This window comes from Phocaeicola coprophilus DSM 18228 = JCM 13818 (genome assembly GCF_000157915.1).
In the GTDB taxonomy this organism is placed as follows: Bacteria; Bacteroidota; Bacteroidia; order Bacteroidales; family Bacteroidaceae; genus Phocaeicola; species Phocaeicola coprophilus.
In genome coordinates, this window is the sequence record NZ_EQ973651.1 from 14,685 (window position 1) to 33,419 (window position 18,735).

The window sequence follows — 18,735 nt, forward strand, 5'->3', positions numbered from 1 at the left end:
GAGGGTGATACTTAAACCGCAAGAGAAGGTTCTGGATAATGGGTAGGCTACACCTTCTTCGTAACCGCCATAAAGAGTTTCGGGATCGAACTGCTTGTCAACTCCGGAAAGTGTCCACAGGTTTTCTCCTGAAACGAAGAAACGCAGGTTCTGGATACCCCAGCGGCTGGTAATGCTGTTCGGAATGGTGTATCCCAGCTGCAGGTTCTTCAAGCGGATATAGGCTGCATTCTGTAAGTAACGTGTCTGGGTCTGCTGGTTTTTGTAGTTATGCAGCGGGCGTGGCAGATAAGCGTCCAGATTTTCCTGCTGGTAGCCGTTCTGTACAGACCATGTGTTCTGGTCACGGAAGTAGTCGCTGACAGCGGTCAGACCGTTGTCATTCCAGATCTGCCAGGAAGTACCGAACATGTAAGCACTTCCCTGCCATACGTCACGTTTCATGACACCTTGGAAGAAGGCACGGAAGTCGAATCCTTTCCAGCTGGCGTTCAGGTCAAGTCCGAACAGGTAGCGCGGAGTGTTGTTTCCGATGACAGACAAGTCTCCGTGGTCACTCAATGTTTCAGATCCGCTTGAAATCTTACCGTCTCCGTTCAGGTCTGCGTACATGATATCTCCTGCTGTCCAGTCTTGTCCCAGTGCATCTTGTCCACCGTTAGGCAGGGTAGCCAGGTGGTCTTGCATCTGCTGGTCTGTCTGTGCCAGTCCCACAGTTGTGTAACCCCAGATTTCACCGATGTATCGTCCCGGAATATAGTTCCAGATATTTTCAGTCGGGTTGTTGGGATATTTGGTGATTTTGGTACGTGCGTCCGACAAGTTAAAGTTTACCCCATAGCTGAATCCGTTCTGCAGGCGGTCTCTCCATCCGATAGTCAACTCCCATCCCTGAGAGCGGAGGTCGGTATTGTTGGTTACGGGAACTCCTGTACCCAGGATGTTCGGAAGTTCAGGAGCGTTGCCGACCATGTTTTTGGTTGTCACGGATATAATATTCAAACGATCCGGTCAGACGATTCTTGAGCAATCCCCAGTCGAGACCGACGTTGTAACTCTGGATGGTTTCCCAGCCAAGGTCGGTAGATACAAGTCCCGGTGTACCTGCCGTATTCGGACGGTTGCCGTTCATCAGCCATGCTCCACTGGCGGAATAGATGGCAAGAGTCTGGTAAGTCTGATACCAGTTGGTTGTATTCTGATTACCTAATGAACCGAAAGATCCGCGAAGTTTCAATGTTCCGATCGTATTGCTCAGCGGTTCGAAGAATTTTTCCTGTGCGATATTCCATCCGACTGATACAGACGGGAATACTTTCCACCGGTTGTCGCTGCGGAAGCGGGAAGAACCGTCTGCACGGATATTGGCTTCAAACAGATAACGGCCCATGTAGTCGTAGTTTACACGGCCAAAGAAACCGGCTGTAGACCAGTCGCTGAGGTTTCCGTATACATCCGGAGTCATAGCCTCCCCATAGAAACTGTTGCCGCTGGTAAGGTCGATCACCGGTTTGTTTGGGAACATGATACCATTGCGGGTCAGTCCGTATTGTTTTACACGCATTTCTTCTGCCTGGAAACCGGCCATCACATGCAGGTTGTGAGTGTCGTTGAACAGGTGAGTATATTCTGTATATGCGTTGAAGGTGAGATGAGCATTCTTGTAGAATCCTTCGTGCACCTCTGATCCGTCTTCATAAACGACAGGGTCTCCGGCTACGTTGTGGTTATACAAAACCTGAGAATCCCAGTGACGGTCCTGATGGTAAGTACTGTAATTGAATTCCACATGAGTGAGCCAGTTCTTGATCGGTTCGATCAACAGTCCGGCCTGCTGGTAGATACGGTCATTCTGCCACTGGTCAGTACCGCCTTCTGCCAGTCCGAGTTCCGGTGACGGACTGCTGTAATAGTATCCGTTCGGATCGTAAAGAGGCAGGGTAGGCCATCCCTGTCGGGCAATGGACTGATAGAGACTGCTGGTCAGGCGTGACGGGCGTTTCTGATCCTGACGGCTGAAACGCATGCTGTAATTGAAGCGGAGCCATTTGGTAAGCTCTGAGTTGATTTTTGCTGTAACATTATATCGTTTGAATCCTTCTTCCCCGATGTTCATCAAACCGCCCTGATCCAGATAATTGAAAGATGCGTAGTAATTGAATTTCTTGCTACCGCCGTTAGCACTGAAATTGTGTTCCTGTGAGAACGTCCAGTCTTTGTAAATGACATCGAAACGATCCACATCATCAATACCGACCTGATAACCGTCTCCCCATACGGTTTCGTCCCATGATGCCGGGCTGAGTGCATAAAGGATTCTTCCATCCTCGGTAATGCGCTGTCCCGGTTTGTAAGGTCTGGCATTGTGGTATTCAACAATTTTCGCCATGCGTTCGTTGTCGAAGAATACCCCACTGCTGCTGTTGGTGTTGGCATCGTTCAGGAAACTGGCGAAGTCAACAGAGTTCATCATGTGGTTTTTGTTGATCGGATTTCCCCAGCGGAATGAGTTGTTGTAGTTAAGGGTCAGTTTGCCGTCGTCATTACCCTTCTTGGTTGTGATCAGGATGACACCGAACGGTGCGCGTGAGCCGTAAATAGAAGATGCCGCTGCATCTTTTAACACGGAAATGTTGGCAATATCCTGAGGGTTGATGGTGTTGAGGTCACCTTCCATGCCATCAATCAAAACCAGCGGGCTGCCGCTGGAACCCTGTCCGATGGTACCCATACCGCGGACATTAATACTCGGAGTATCTTCCAGGCTACCGTTGGTCTGCGAAATGTTCAATCCGGGAACGACACCTTGCAAGGCCTGTGAAACATTGCTTACCGGACGCTCGGCGATTTCATCGGCTGTAACAACGGAAACGGCTCCGGTCAGATTCGCTTTCTTTTGACTTCCAAAGCCGACAACCACAACTTCATCCAGCAATTTGGTGTCTTCCAGCAGTTTGACCAGAATCTCTTTTCCTGAAGTTGCCTTTAGTGTCTGGGTTTTGTAACCCACAAAAGAAATTTCCAGTTCGGCATTTTTCTGGGTAGTTAAAGAGAACAGACCATCCAGATCGGTGGTAACTCCGTTGGTTGTGCCTTTTTCCAGAATGGTTGCACCGATGATGGGTTCTCCGCTGGCATCGGTAACTTTACCTTTTACTGTAATTTTACCGGTTTGTTCGATAGACAGGCCGGATAAAACATTGGCAGGCTGTGCTGCATAGAGATTAGATGAAATGGGTAATAAAATGCCCATGCAAAGTCCTAAGGCTGCGTAACGCGATACCTTGAAGGAACGGGTCGGTGGTGTGTAGGTTGTCACACCCTTTGATTGGACAGAAATGTTTTTCATATTTCCTGTTTTTTATAGTATATGAATGTGAGAATTAATACGGCGGCGAAGATATAAACTTTATGTAAAATAAACAATAAGTGTCGATAAAAAATATTTTTACTAATTAAATGCGTATTATTTAAGTTCTATAATCAAAAAATCTCCCTTTTTGTCTTGTGCATAGATGGCTTATTGTATTGTAAATACCAGCTTTTGTAAAGTTATATATTGATCTATGTGTTTAAAATATAGTTATTTATAATAATGTAAATTGAAAGTTGTAATGTCTGTATTATGTGATTTTCTACAAGATGGTTATTGTAGTAAATACACTTATAATCATGCAATGAAAAATATTTACATAAAAGCTGGTATTTATACTTTTATACGATTTTCTTAGACTAAATTATTATCAATAAATTATAAGTTTATTTTCCGGACTGGCATCTGTATTGGGAATAGAGTAGCTAGAGTTTTCAACGTAAATGCCGAAAACCCTAACTACCAAGATGCCTACACAATATTTCGTCTTACCTGGACTTTTTCAATTCGCAGGAAAAGCCATATACATTGCCGCCAAAATCTACGGCAAAGAGACCATTCCCCGATATTGCAATGGTAGCAAAAAGAGGAGCTCCCATCGAATGCCGCCATTGTAAACGTCCGCTTTGGGCATCGAGGGCATACAGTGTCCCATCTGAGGCACCGATATACACCTGGTTGCCACATAAAACCGGACTTGTTTCGACCGTATTCGGATGATTGCCCTGATAAGGAGCTGAAAGAATCATGGCTTCACGGGTTTTGAAGTGCCATTTTTCTTCCAGTGTTTCCTTGTCCAATGCTACTACACCATTGTTGGAAGTACCAAAAATTATGGCGTCTTTTGTCACCAATGGAGTAGAGGCAACTTCTACGCCGTAATTCAACTTCTTGCGCATCAGAATGCGTCCTGTTTTATTCTCTACCATCAACAGAGAATTAGCAGAAGTAACATACATAACATCACCCCATGCTGCCGGTGTTGCAGCCCGAAAGCGTAAATCCTTGTCCCAATCCTGCCAAAGCATTTTACCGGTTTCAGCATTATTTCCAAACAGGGCTCCCCAATGACGGCTTCCAATGAGGACATTGTCCTCACTCAACGTCAGGGTGGCTACGCAACCTTCACCACGTCCCCAGTCCTTGTTCTGCCAGATTATTTCGCCAGTTTGACCTTTGAAGGCTGTCAGTTGATAACCTGTACCCGCATAGACAATGCCGTCTTTGGCTACCAGTCCGTCATTCAGGGCAGGGGTTACACCTATTTTTAAATCCTTTTGCCACACGATTGCACCGTTTTTCGTATCTATTGCATAAACGATACCTTGTACATCTTGTGCAAATACAAGTCCGCCATCTATTGCAATGCTGTTACGGACGGATGATTTCAACGGAGATTTCCAGACAATCTGCCCGGTAGCAGCTTCTATTTTTGTAATTGAGGCCTTACCGGTTTCATTCTCATCCAGCGAAGCCACATAGACAAAGCCTTCGCTGACCACTGGTGCGGACATATAGATATTGGAACCGACATTGGTCGTCCAGGCCAGACGGGGGGCAACCAGCGTATCTTCAACCAGACCGGTGTGAGTCGGATTGCCTAACAGGTTATTCCAATCCTTATCGGTCACAATAGGCTGCTGCTGGTCTTCATACAAGAAAGATGCCGTTTTTTTACTGATTTCCCCATTGGCATATTGCGCTTCAGCGATAACGGTAACATAGTGTCCTTTGGCTGTTGACGGTAAAGATATCTCAGCTGTCCATGCAAAATCACTTTGTTGTTTCATCGGTTTGTTTTTCAATAAAACCTTCCCGTCTGATGTACAGCTGTATATCATACGGACTACCGGACTCGCTGTGGAATAAGCATTGACGGTCAGAGGTATGGTTCCATCCGGACTAATGGCAGACTGATGGTTCTGGATAGATGCAATTACCATCTTTTTATCCAGATACGAATAGTGAAAATCTGAAGTAAAGTCTCCTTTTGCATCAATATGCATCACACGAAAAGCTGAGGAAGCATGGTCTATACCGCCATAAATAGGTGTAGAAGAACATATTACTGCTACCTGATTATCCGGATGCGTGTAAATATGGTTTACATGCCAGTGTCCATAAAGCCATGCTTTCAGGTTGTGTGCCAGGAGGTCAACTACTTCTTGGTTCTTCAGTGTAAATTTAAAATCCGGACATCCGCATTCTCCGGGAATGGTATGGTTGAAAACATAGATTGCCTTATTCTTATCTACATACTTCAAGTCATTGGCCATCCAACTGAATACTTCATTCATGCGATAGCTGGGGGAATAGTCACCACCCGGCATCGGTGTAACAATATAATGGACATTGCCCACTTCAAATGAATAAAATGTAGGTCCGTAGATTTTCTCAAAAAGTTCTTCTCCATATTTCCCGGCTACCAGATCGTGGTTTCCGATGGCATAGAATACTTGAGTTTCTGGCATGTTGGATGAATTCATCACTTTGATATGACTATTCAAGCCTCCCACATAACAAATGTCTCCAGTATGAATGATGAAGGCAACTTTTTCATTGGCGGCATACTCGCGCATACCTTCTGTCCATTCGTCCTGTCCCTGCGCTTCTCCGATTTCCGTATCCGAGATATGGATAAACCGGTGACTGCCGTCGGTCTGTACGGCATTATAGCGCAAAAGTCCGAAGTCGTAACTGACTTCTTTGCCTTCGATACGATGATAATAAGCATTCTCTGTCTTATAGCCCGAAGGAGTAGTGATAAATACAAAACGTGCCTTCTCATGTCCGGGCAAGGTAAACTGTCCTTTTCCGTCTGTCTGAACTACATTTAGTCCATCTGACACCGATATTCCTTTCATCAGTGTTTCCCCTTTGTCATAACGCCCGTTATGATTGGTGTCAACATAAACCTTGCCGGTGTATTGTGCAGACAGAATGGAGGGGAATGCCAACAGCATTCCGAGCAATATTTTTTTCATGAATATATCTCTTAAAATGAAACTAAAGCAGTAAAGGCTTCGTCCATTATTTGAGCAAGATAATGAAGTAGCCTTTACGCTTAGTTATGTTTATACTGTGTTATTATTCGGCCCAGAACTTATTCTGTTTTAAGTTAGGATTGATATTGATATCACGTACCGAAATAGGAGTATAATAATATTTAGGTTCTATCCATTCCCAGTTGGCCTGTACCTGAGAAGTACGAAGGATATGTCCATGGTCACCTTCTGAAAACATAATCGGAGATTTGTCATCGATAATTTGAGTACTTACATTCTTCAAGTCTTCTTCGGTCAAATCTTTTTTCGCTTCATTGGCACTTTCTGAATCCGGGAAGAATCCCACATCCTTGACTCCGTCACCATTGGTATCCATATAGCCATAACCCGGGATATAGGCACCTTCCGGGACTTTTTCCAGAAGTTTGGCACATCCCCAACGCATCAGGTCATTATAGCGATAACCCTCACAGGCCAATTCGATACGGCGCTCGTGACGGACTTCGGCAACAGCTCCTGCCTGCGTTGATTTAATGTTGGAGTAGCGGGCCATCTGTACAGGATCGGGATTGTTCAACCATTCATCCAACTTGGCGGGAGGAAGTTCTACACCTACACGACCACGGATTTTGTTGATGGTTTTATCCAAATCCTCCTGGGTCAGAATACCCAGTTCGGCTTTAGCTTCTGCATTGATCAGAAGGATGGTGGCATAGCGAAGAATAGGAAGATCACAATATGCTGTACCCCATTCCCACATATCCTGTGGAGTGTCCAGACAGAACTTTACTTGCGGATAACCACCGAATTCCATTTTCTGCTGAGCCGGCATTTTGTCCCATTCGCGTTGCCAGCCAATTGGCATCAGTGTTTCAGCCATACGAGGATCGCGGTTTTTATACACTTCAGTTACAGTCATAGTCTCATAACCGGGAACCGTGTGAAAAGGAACAGCTTTACCATCTTCAGTGATGTAAAGATAATCTTCCATCAGGTCACGGCTTATTGAGTGATTATAATTGAAAATGGAACTAATGCCATACTTACGTCCTAAATTCTTGTCGTTGTCCATCACCAGAATCACTTCCGGATTCGTACTCAAATCCAGACTGCTGAACAGTGCGCGATACGGAGGCATGGAGCCATTGGGAACATTGGAAATCTCATAATCATAATTGTTCATGATGGTTTCAGATGCCTGGACTGCCAATTCCAGGAACCTGTCGTAGTCGTTTAATTCCAATTCAGGATGATACTTGCGGAAGGTACCTTCATTCAAGGCAATACGTGCCTGTTCTGCCAATGCCACGACTTTATAGATTTCTGTCTTACTGTTACCATCCTTCATGTTTTTCACGGCAAAGTCCAAATCAGCCATGATGCTGTCTACTACCAAAGCACGCGGATCCTGGGTTTTGTACAGTTCTTCCGTATCAGTCGTTTGCAAGTCTTTGCTATACCAGGGAACATCCGAATAACTTTGTACCTTTCCATAGTATTCTTTGGCGCGATACAGTCTGCCTAAGCCAATAAAATGATTGATATCCGCTTCGTTGCCTGTGGCCTGTGGGGCACGTGCCAGAAAGAAATTGATGGAACGGAGGGTTCCCCATCCCCACTGTCCTACTTCTTCCGGAGTAAGCTGACCGTTCATCTTATCGAACACACTACTTGCTTCACAATAAATTACATTATCGGATACACCATCGGTTGTACTGGCTCCCCAGTTGTAGAGTCCATAGGCATACGTTTCCAGATCGCTTACTGACTTGAAGAAACTCTTTTCAGTTAAACTGTCTTCAGGAAAACGGTCTAAAAACGAGTCGTTACATCCCATCATGGTTAAACCGAGCATACTCAGTGTTATATATTTTGCTGTTTTCATTGTTTTGTTTATTTAAAATGTCACATTCATACCGAAAGAATAAGCACGTTGCAATGGATAACCGCTACCGGCCAGGCCTTCAGGATCGCATTTATAGTGTTTGTACAAGCCTGACCATACAGCTAGGTTATCTCCCGTAAAGAACAGGCGTAAATAACTTAACCCGATTTTTTCCACCCATTTTTTGGGGAAAGTATAACCAAGCTGCAGATTCTTCAAGCGAAGATAGGCTGCATTCTGCAAATATTTAGTCTGAGTGGCAGCTGCCTCCAGACCTCCCTGGAAAGCTACGTATGATTTCAGACGGGGGAAATAACCGTCCGGATTGTCTTCACTCCAATGATCGTACATGTTACCATAGGTAATGTTGGTCCAGGGCTGGTTATAAATACCCCAGAAGTAGAGGTCGCTAGCACCAGGATAATAGTCTTTCTTGCCTACACCTTGCAGGAAAACACTAAAGTCGAAACTATTCCAATCAGCATTCAGGGAAATTCCATAAGTATACCGGCTTCTGCTGTTACCAATAACTGTATAATCGCCATGGTCTTCTAAAGTCCAGGCACCACTGTTGATGATACCATCTCCATCAAGATCAGCAAACTTCAAATCTCCGGGAGCAGTCGGAGGTGTACCTGGATAAGAGGTGACCGGAGTCTGGTCGGCATGATTCTTGATATCCTCTTCATCTTTAAAGAAACCAAGCGTAGTCAATCCCCACATTTCTCCGACTTCACATCCTTCGTACCAGTCGCTCAAGTTGCCATTCGGGTTATCAAACTTCGTGATGAAAGTACGGCTGTCTGCAATATTGAAACTTACACCTATATTCAACGGCTTGCCTGCTACAGTGAACCGATCCTTGTAGCCTACAGTCAACTCCCAACCACGCGTCTTCAGGTCGGCCGCATTGGCATAGGGGACATCTGTACCCAAAACACCCGGTAAAGTAGCTCCATGTGTCAGCATATCTTCAGTGCGACGGACATAGTATTCACCGGTAAACGACAAGCGGTTTTCGAAGAAATTCAAGTCAGCACCCACATTGAGAGTCTTTACTTTTTCCCATGTCAGTGAACCGGAAACCAATCCGGGAGTACCTACATAAACAGGTTGTTTTCCTTCGATAATGGCACTTATCTTACCATTTCCCATAGTAGCCAGATAAGGATAATAACCTACATCCTGATTTCCCAGCTGACCATAGGAAGCACGGAACTTCAAAAAACTGATGGTAGAGGTCAATGGCTCAAAGAATTTTTCCTTGGAAATAACCCAACCCAGTGAGGCAGAGGGGTTAAATACAAAACGGTCATCTTTGGGGAACGAAGAAGTACCGTCATAACGGCCGTTGAACTCGATGATATATTTATTGTCATAAATGTAACCGATACGTCCGAAACCGCTTCGGGTAGCTTTGGAACCCAGGCTTTCGCCAACGTTCATGTCACCAGTGGCCAGACCGGCAGTGGGTACGGAGGTAGAGATCAGATCTTTGCGGTCCAAGTTATTACCGTAATATTCGTATTCTTCCTGATTGAAACCAATCATGGCCGTCAAATCATGCTTTTGGGCAAATGTCTTGTGGAAAGTTGCATAGATGTCGATATAGATGTCTTTGTCATCGCCGGAATCAGCATAAGCACTGGTCACCTCATTTTGATATTTTATGGGGCGATCAGGACCGTCGGTATATGCTACCGGCAGATAAGCCCAGCGCTGGCGGTTTTTGTTTGTAGAATAAGACAGCGAACCTTGTACCCATAACACATCTTTCAATAGATCAATCCGGGTACCGAATGTGGTACGTATCTGGGTTTCATATTTTTCCCAATCACCACCTTCTGCCAACAGCCCCAACGGATTGGCACCGCTACTGGTCCAGGTACCGTCAGGATTCTTGGGCATGTCCAGCGGAGAAATACGGTTGATAGCCCAATAAGTATCACTACTCAGGTTGGTAGGAGCCTTGTAATCATAAGTAATGACACTGGTATTATTCGAAACGCTCCACCAGTCCTTAATATGAAAATTCAGTTTGCTGTTGATGGTATAGCGGTTATAGGTATCAGTATTGTATTTGATCATACCGTTCTGATAATTGTATCCGGCTGAGAAATAATAATCCAGTTTGTCCGTACGTCCCGAAAGATCTACCGAGTGATTGGTTGCAAAAGAGAAGTTTTTGTAGCACTCGTCTACCCAGTCGGTCTGTCCCCAATATTCATAAGTACCGTTAGGAGTCAGACGATAAGGGTCGGAGCCCGGATTCTCGGACATTTTCTTGGCGTACTCCAATGATTCTTCGTTGTAAATGGTTCCCCACGGATAATAAGCCTGGTTACGCATGGTAGCTACTGTGTAGGGATCAGTAATAATTTCCGGTGAGAACGTATTGCTTCGGAAAGAAAAGTTGTTGTTGTAGTTGATGGTCAATTTTTCATTTTTAGCCTCTTTGGTTGTAACCAAAATTACACCATATGCGGCCTTGGCACCATAGATGGCACATGAAGATGCATCCTTCAATACCGAAATGCTGGCAATGTCATTCGGGTTCATACGGTTCAGCATACCGGCGTCTGAAGCGACACCATCAATTACAATCAACGGGCTACCGCCATTGATAGATTCGTAACCACGTACATTAAAAGACGGGGTAGAGATGGCCTGACCGGTGCCGATTTCCACATTCAAGTTGGCTACTGTACCCTGCAATGCCTGACCGACGTTCAACACCGGACGGTTTTCCAATTGCTTGGTAGCAACAGAAGCAACCGCACCGGACAGGTTTGCTTTCTTCTGTACACCATAACCTACAACTACCACTTCATCCAAAGTCTGGGTGTCTTCACTTAGCGTGATAACCATATCTTTTCCAAAAGCAGCTTTCAGTTCTTTTGTCTGGTATCCGACAAAGGAGACTTCAAGCACTGCATTTGCCGATACATTGAATGCAAAATTACCGTTAAGGTCAGTAATGACTCCGTTCGATGTACCTTTTTCCTTAATCGTAGCACCAATCATCGGTTCGCCATTGGAATCAATGATTTTACCTTTTACCCGTTGTTCTTTAGTAGAGGCAACGGTCTTCTTTGCAGGAAATATGATGATTTTATTTCCTGAAACAGTATAGTCAAGTCCTTGTTTGGCAAGTTCCTCCACAAGAACCTGTTTAAGTGCCTTTCCGTTTGTCAAGATTGTTACGCCTCTTTTGCCGTTCACTTCTGCATCTCTATAAGAAAACCGATAATTGGTTTGCTTTTCAATCGCTTTGAAAAATTCTTTGACAGAAGCATTCTTGAGGTTGAGATTTACCTGACCTGTTTGAGAATATCCCCCAATAAAAGTTAACATACATAAAGATAACAGGGTGGAACGTAATTTAAATGAATGTTTTTCCTTATCTTTATGCTCAGAATTAATTAGTTGTGTTTTTGTTCTCATTGAAATGAAAATAATAAATGTTGAATTTGTTGATACTATTTCTCACATAGTTTCTTCTCAAAGACTAATCTAATTCTCCGCTCCGAATAATTTGCCGATTATTCGGAGTTTTTTTTTCACAGTTATGTTTTCATATTCATAGTGTTTTAAAGGTTATTATTCATTTAATTGTATGGTTATAATTCCGTCTTCATTTTTGTAATTAAAATTATAATGCATTTTCAAAACCTTCATAATGCTTTCAATGTTCTCATCATCAAAAGTTCCCGTATAGATATCATCCAGCAATGATTTATCCTCAACATTGAAAGTAACTCCAAATTTTCTGGATAAACAGTTGAGTACGTTTTCCAGTGTCTCACTTCTGAATACAAGCTCTTTTTTCATCCATGCAGTTTCTGACTCGTTTGATGTTGAAACATGTTTCAGTTCGCCTGTCTTTTTATAATAGGTCACTTTCTCATTGGGCTTTACATTTATATTTTTGTACGGCGGAAGCACCATCTCAATGTTCACACTTCCTTCTACCAGAGACATTTCCACGATATCCTTATCCTGATAGGCGTATACATTGAATTTCGTACCTAATACGGTAATGTCCATAAAACCTGTCTTTACCGTAAATTGCTTTTTTATGTCCTTCTTTACTTCAAAGAAGCCTTCACCCGACAGCTCTACATTTCTGCTTTCACGCCCGAAATCCTGACTGTATGTAAGCGAAGACTTGGCGTTCAGATAAACAATCGTTCCATCGGGCAGGGTAACCAGTGATTTTCCGTAGTCACCCGAACGTATTACCACATTTTGCTCTGCCAGTGAACTTATCGTCTTGTTCTGCATATAGGTCAGCACAGTCAGACTTCCTGCAATAATGAATAAAATGGAAGCAGCTATTTGCATCCAGTAGTTCTTGAAGGAAATTCTGTTTTGGCGAATTTCTTTCTCCTTTATATTCATTTTTTCATAGAGTTTCTCTATTTTTTCATCAGGAAGTGGTGAGTAATGGTCAAATTTGTCCCATTCAGACATAAGGATATCTTTCAGTTCCTGATCGGAGGTAATTTCCATCAGGGACTTCAATTTCTGAAGTTCCTCCGATGTTATTCTGCCCGAACGGAATTTTTCCAATAACCTTGCTACTTCTTTATCCATTATTATATTCATAAAACCAAAATCTGATTTTTATAGGTAATATCCATAAGCAGCAGATTTATAACATATCATTTTATATGTTATATAACATTAATGAAGAGAGAAAACGATGATTAGAATAATGGCATTAAATCCCGTCAGCTCATTGCGCAATGTTTTGAGTGCAGCCGACAGTTGGTTACGTACGACCTGATCCGTAATAGAAAGCTTTTCTGCAATCTCTGGTATAGATATTCCATATTCCTTGTTCAGTTCGAAGATTTCCCTTTGTCGGGGTGACAGGTGTGATTTCGCTTTCTCCAAAGCTTTTTGGAATGTATCATAATCTATTTCGTCGGAGATTTCATCGTCTTTGGTTGCCATCGTATTCTGGTATTCCAGATATTTCTCCATGGAAGGATTGTTGATTTGTCTTTTCAGTTCTTTCAGAAGGCAGTGATATGCGATAGTAAACAGATATGATTTGAACAAATACTCAGAATTAAGGCTTTCTCTGTTGGTCCAGATGCGCATGAAAGTTTCCTGTACCACATCATCCGTAGCACTTTCTGATTTCAGATACTGATATACGAACTGATAGAGCCTCGATACCCATTGGGAATACAGTATCTTGAAAGCTTTTTCAGAACCGTTTCTTATATCTTCAATCAGCATTTTCTCTTGCATAGCTATACATATCTTTTGTCTGAAGGCAAATTTATAAAAAATATATTAAAACATACTCGGGATAAAAAAATTGCAGATACAGACAGGAAAACCAATACACATCCGGTTCTCCTGTATTTCACTGTTATTTCGTTTTGCCGGTACATCATCAAATATCCCGGCCCGCATTGCTTTTGTGATTGCTTGCGGACAGAGAAACTTCTGAGGTTGGACGGGGCAGAAAAGCCGGGAAACCTTAAATCTTTGCCTCGGGATGAATTTATCGCAGAATCGGGCAGGAGAGTTGGCAAAATAATCGTAAATTCGCACGGGAAATTTAAATTTTATCTTTAACCATTACCTTAATAATTAGAATGAAACGCAGGCATTATTTTCATTTCTTTCTGGGAGGCATTGCAGCCTCGGCAGCGTTGCTTGCAGCCTGTTCCGGCAGTAACGGACAGGTGACGGGCCGCTCGGACTATTATACAAGGGGAATCGGACAGTATCCGGGCAGTCCGCAGGAGGACTTTTCGCCCGAACTGGTGAAGGACGATACTTACCGCAACATCGCTCTGATGCGTGCGGCTTATCAGTCGTCTGCTTACGACTATAACCTGACTGCCCAGCTGGTTACCGACGGGATTGTACATAACGGAGTTCCTCAGTATCTGAGACTGCTGACTCCTGACGGCGAGAAGCCGAAACGGGAGCGGGAGTGGATGATCGATGAAGGTCCTTATTCACGGAATGTGGCAACCGGTGAAGACACTTATTTCCAGTTTGATCTGGAGAACTACAGGAAAAAGGCAGACCGGGTTTATCTGAAAGGGACAGTGACTTATTATGCAGAAAAAGCCGGCAAGGGCTATGAACTGATCTGTCAGGGATCGGACGACGGGGCCAGCTGGACCGAGTTGGGAAAGATTGCCGGAAAAGGACTGCCCGGCGAAGCTGCGAAATATAACATGCATTCTGATCCGAACAAACAGGATGAAAAGGGAGCACTTCCGGTGCGTATCATCGAACTGGAGATTCCCATGAAGCAAAGCGGAGAGTACAGTCATTACCGTGTTGTCATGCGGATGGCGGGAGCTGCCTACTGGACGATCCACGACATGAATTTCTTCAATGGCGGGGAATATGTCGAACTGAAACCGTCTTCCTGCTTCAACAGCATCTGGATGAGTGCGGGCGATGCGCAGGAATGGATCTACGTGGATCTCGGCACTAAGGCCGATTTCGACAAGGTGATCCTGCACTGGGTGAACAAGGCCGTTCAGGGAAAGATCCAGACCTCGGATGATGCACGCAGCTGGAAGGATGCCGCTCCGCTGCCGGGTGGAGACAGTCCTACGGATGAAATAGCTGTCAAAGGAAAAGCCCGCTATGTGCGTGTACTCATGGAACGTCCGAAGGAGAAAGGTTCATATATGCTCAGTGAAATCGAAGTGATGGGTAAGGGTGGACTGACAGCCCGTGCCGTTCCGCAACCGGCTGCCGAAGGCAACAGCATCCGTCTGTCGGGCGGCAACTGGAAGGTCCAGCGTGCTTCGGAAGTGAAGGGCAATGGAGAAGAAATCGCTTCTGCCGGTTTCCAGACCGACGGATGGATTCCGGCTACGGTACCGGGAACCGTGCTGAGCAGCTACAAGAACATTGGTGCCCTGCCTGATCCGAACTATTCGGCCAACCAGCTGAATGTATCAGAGTCATTCTTCAATTCCAATTTCTGGTACCGTAACGAGTTTACGGTTCCCGAAGGTTTCATCAAAGACCGGGTGTTCCTGAACTTTGACGGAATCAACTGGAAGGCTCATGTCTATCTGAACGGCCGGAAAGCAGGCGACATCGAAGGCGCGTTCATCCGCGGCAAACTGGATGTGACGGAGCTGATTGTTCCCGGAAAGAATGTTCTTTCGGTAGAGATCATGAAGAACAGCCACCTGGGAGCTGTCAAGGAAAAGAACAAGCAGAGCACAGACTTCAACGGAGGAATCCTGGGAGCGGACAACCCTACTTTCCATGCAACGATCGGCTGGGACTGGATTCCTACGGTCCGCGGCAGAAATATCGGTATCTGGAACGATGTGAAGCTTGTGAGCACCGGTAACGTAACCGTCAGTGATCCGCTGGTAGAGAGTGTATTCCCTCTGCCGGACACTACTTCCGTGCGCCTTACCGCTCATGCTTTCGTGAAGAACCATAGCGACAAGGAAGTTCAGGGTGTGCTGGAAGGAAGTATCGGTACTCTCCGTTTTGCCCAGGAGGTTACTCTGAAAGCCGGCGAAGAGAAAGAGATCCTTTTCACTCCGGAACGCTTCGGACAGCTGAATATGGAACATCCGCGTCTGTGGTGGCCCAACGGATATGGTGAGCCTTACCTCTATGATGCTGCTTTCACGTTCAAGACCGACGGAAAACTTTCTGACAGCCTTTCTTACAAGACCGGTATCCGCCAGATGACCTTTAATGAGGACAAGGGTATTCTGAATATGTATATCAACGGACGGCGATTCGTCGGACGCGGCGGCAACTGGGGATTCAGTGAGTCGAACCTGAACTACCGCGGACGTGAATACGATGCAGCTGTCGCTTATCATGCCGATATGAACATGAACATCCTGCGCAACTGGGTGGGCATGATCGGCGATGAAGAACTCTATGAGGCTTGCGATCGTCACGGTATCATGATCTGGCAGGACTTCTGGCTGGCCAATCCTGCTGACGGGCCCGATCCTTATTATCCTGACCTGTTCATCACCAATGCCGAGGATTACGTACGCCGCATCCGCAGCCATGCTTCCATCGGTATCTATTGCGGACGGAACGAAGGCTTCCCGCCGGAACGCATCGACAAGGCCTTGCGGAGCATCGTGCGTGACGAACATCCGGGGCTGCACTACATCCCGAGTTCGGCCGATGAGGTTGTGAGCGGACACGGTCCTTACCGCATGCTTCCTGCCAAGACCTATTTTACACTTCCTGCCGGAAACGATAAGTTCCACAGTGAGCGCGGTATGCCGAACGTGATGACTTACGAAGGTTTCTGCCGGACTTATTCTGAAGAAGGCATCTGGCCTCAGTCGGATGAATGGGGTATGCATGACTACACTCTTCAGGGGGCACAGGGAGCAGCTTCGTTCAATGAAATCATAGCCGAAGGTTATGGCAAGCCGCAGAGTGCCCGGGAATTTACGGAGCTGGCCCAGTGGGTGAACTACGACGGTCACCGCAGTCTGTTTGAGTCGCGGAGCAAGAACCGCATGGGATTGCTGATGTGGATGAGTCATCCCTGCTGGCCTTCCATGGTATGGCAGACTTACGACTATTATCTGGAGCCGACGGCAGCCTACTTTGCCATCAAGAAAGCATCGGAACCCCTGCATATTCAGTGGAATCCGGCTACCGATGAAGTGGAAGTGGTGAACTACAGCGCCGGTACTCACAGTCATCTTACAGCCCGGGTACAGATTCTGAACATGGATGCCAGTGTAGCCTGGGAGAAAGAAACGACCGTGGACAGCCGTGAGGATACGACAGAGAAGTGCATCAAGCTGGAATTCCCCGAAACGCTTTCGGAAGTTTATTTCATCAAGCTGTGGCTGCTGGAGGACGGAAAGATCCTGTCCGACAATTTCTATCACGCCAGTCGGAAAGGAATCAATTATCAGGCTCTGAAGCAACTGCCTGAAGTGACACTCGACTGTCAGGCAAAGATGGCTCAGGATAAAGAAGGCAACTGGACAGCGACAGTCACTCTGACCAATCCCACATCCACACCTGCACTGATGACCCGCATCAATGTGGTTGGTGACAAGGATGGTGACCAGTTTCTGCCCATTCTCTATGAAGACAACTATTTTGCCCTGCTTCCCGGTGAGCAGAAAGAGGTATCTGTCCGTTGGAAAGATGTTGATACCCGGGGAAATTCTCCTGTGATCCGGATAACGGGATACAATGTAAAGGAACTGAGCAGACAATAATCATGTAACGGTTCTGACGTGTAGAAGAGGATACCTGCATCCGCAGGATCCTCTTCTATAATTTTTCTTATACCTTCTTGCGCTTTTTATACTGACTTATCTTAATCTGTTTATACATATGAAAAGTATATTTCAACTGATAACTCTTCTCTGCCTTTCTGTTATGGCAAGTATGATGGAATCTTGTTCCACAAAAAATGAAAAGATTGTTTTGGCATATGTCACATCGCATGGGGCAACTCTTCCGGACCCTGATCTTGTGACACACATAAACTATGCATTCGCTCATGTAGATTCTACATTCAGCAAACTCAAGATAGATAATGAAGGACGTCTGTCTGAAATTACGGCTCTCAAGCAAAAAGCTCCCCATCTGAAGGTGTTGCTTTCCGTTGGCGGATGGGAAAGTGGCAGATTCAGTGAAATGGCTGCAAACGAACAATACCGCCTGTCGTTTGCCAACGATTGCCGGCGGGCAATCGAACAGTTTCAGCTGGATGGTATTGACATCGACTGGGAATATCCTACCAGCAGTGCGGCAGGAATATCATCTTCTCCTGACGATACCCAAAATTACACGTTGCTGATGAGAGATCTGCGAAAAGCAATCGGTCCGGACAAACTCCTGACACTGGCTTCCGTATATAACGGCAATTACATAGACTTCAAAGCCATTGATCCTTATATAGATTTTGTCAATGTTATGGTATACGATATTAACCGTCCCCCTTATCATCATGCGGCTCTTTACCGTTCGCCACTGGTAGGAGACGGATGCGGTGAAGAGGCTGTGGAGGCTCATATACAGAAAGGAGTTCCTGTAGAAAAACTGGTATTGGGTATTCCTTTCTACGGGCATGCGGCTGCTCCATTGTCTGATTTTATCAGTTACGATGCAATCATGGCGCAGCAAGACTACAAAACCTGCTGGGACTCGATTGCAAAAGTCCCTTACCTTGCTGATAAAGATGGAAAGTTGGTTTGTTCGTATGAGAATCCATCTTCCATTACAGCCAAATGTGCTTTTGTCAAGCAGAAAGGGCTGAAGGGTATTATGTATTGGGAATACAATTCTGATGGAAAAGAAGGGAGCCTCCGGAAAGCAGCCTATGAAGGAATGCAGGAATAATATGTTGGTAGTCAAGGAGCTTCTATGACTTTTTGTGGAAACGAATGATCTGTTTCATGAGTTTCGAAACGTGTAAGATTTCGTCTCTTTCATACGGCTTTTGAATTCTCTTTGCG

Annotated in this window: 7 protein-coding genes and 1 pseudogene; 2 read left to right on the forward strand and 6 right to left on the reverse strand. The window is 45.2% G+C overall.

The features are described from left to right. The 6 genes and pseudogenes from BACCOPRO_RS16000 to BACCOPRO_RS16025 form a co-directional block, all read right to left on the reverse strand. Positions 1 to 3,253 (reverse strand): annotated as a pseudogene (locus BACCOPRO_RS16000) (SusC/RagA family TonB-linked outer membrane protein); the annotation flags it as partial. Positions 3,254 to 3,861: 608 nt separating this feature from the next. Then, positions 3,862 to 6,357 (reverse strand): outer membrane protein assembly factor BamB family protein, encoded by a 2,496-nt coding sequence (locus BACCOPRO_RS16005; protein ID WP_008145280.1) that lies wholly within the window; start codon positions 6,355 to 6,357, stop codon positions 3,862 to 3,864. Positions 6,358 to 6,460: 103 nt separating this feature from the next. Further along, entirely contained in the window at positions 6,461 to 8,263 is a 1,803-nt protein-coding gene (locus BACCOPRO_RS16010) for a RagB/SusD family nutrient uptake outer membrane protein (protein WP_008145281.1), read from the reverse strand. A gap of 12 nt (positions 8,264 to 8,275) precedes the next feature. After that, entirely contained in the window at positions 8,276 to 11,617 is a 3,342-nt protein-coding gene (locus BACCOPRO_RS16015; protein WP_008145282.1) for a TonB-dependent receptor, read from the reverse strand. 246 nt (positions 11,618 to 11,863) lie between these two features. Then, on the reverse strand, positions 11,864 to 12,871 hold the full coding sequence (locus BACCOPRO_RS16020; RefSeq protein ID WP_008145284.1) for a FecR family protein: 1,008 nt from the start codon (positions 12,869 to 12,871) through the stop codon (positions 11,864 to 11,866). A gap of 78 nt (positions 12,872 to 12,949) precedes the next feature. Next, the gene (locus BACCOPRO_RS16025) at positions 12,950 to 13,525 is read right to left on the reverse strand and encodes an RNA polymerase sigma factor (protein ID WP_008145285.1); all 576 of its coding nucleotides are present in this window, start codon (positions 13,523 to 13,525) and stop codon (positions 12,950 to 12,952) included. A gap of 353 nt (positions 13,526 to 13,878) precedes the next feature. Between BACCOPRO_RS16025 and BACCOPRO_RS16035 the strand changes: the two genes are divergently transcribed. Further along, on the forward strand, positions 13,879 to 17,490 hold the full coding sequence (locus BACCOPRO_RS16035) for a glycosyl hydrolase 2 galactose-binding domain-containing protein (RefSeq protein ID WP_008145288.1): 3,612 nt from the start codon (positions 13,879 to 13,881) through the stop codon (positions 17,488 to 17,490). Between the two features lie 175 nt (positions 17,491 to 17,665). After that, positions 17,666 to 18,619 carry a glycoside hydrolase family 18 protein gene (locus tag BACCOPRO_RS16040; RefSeq protein WP_258461142.1) on the forward strand — a complete coding sequence of 318 codons (954 nt, stop codon included), beginning with the start codon at positions 17,666 to 17,668 and terminating at the stop codon, positions 18,617 to 18,619. The last annotated feature ends 116 nt before the right edge of the window (positions 18,620 to 18,735 follow it).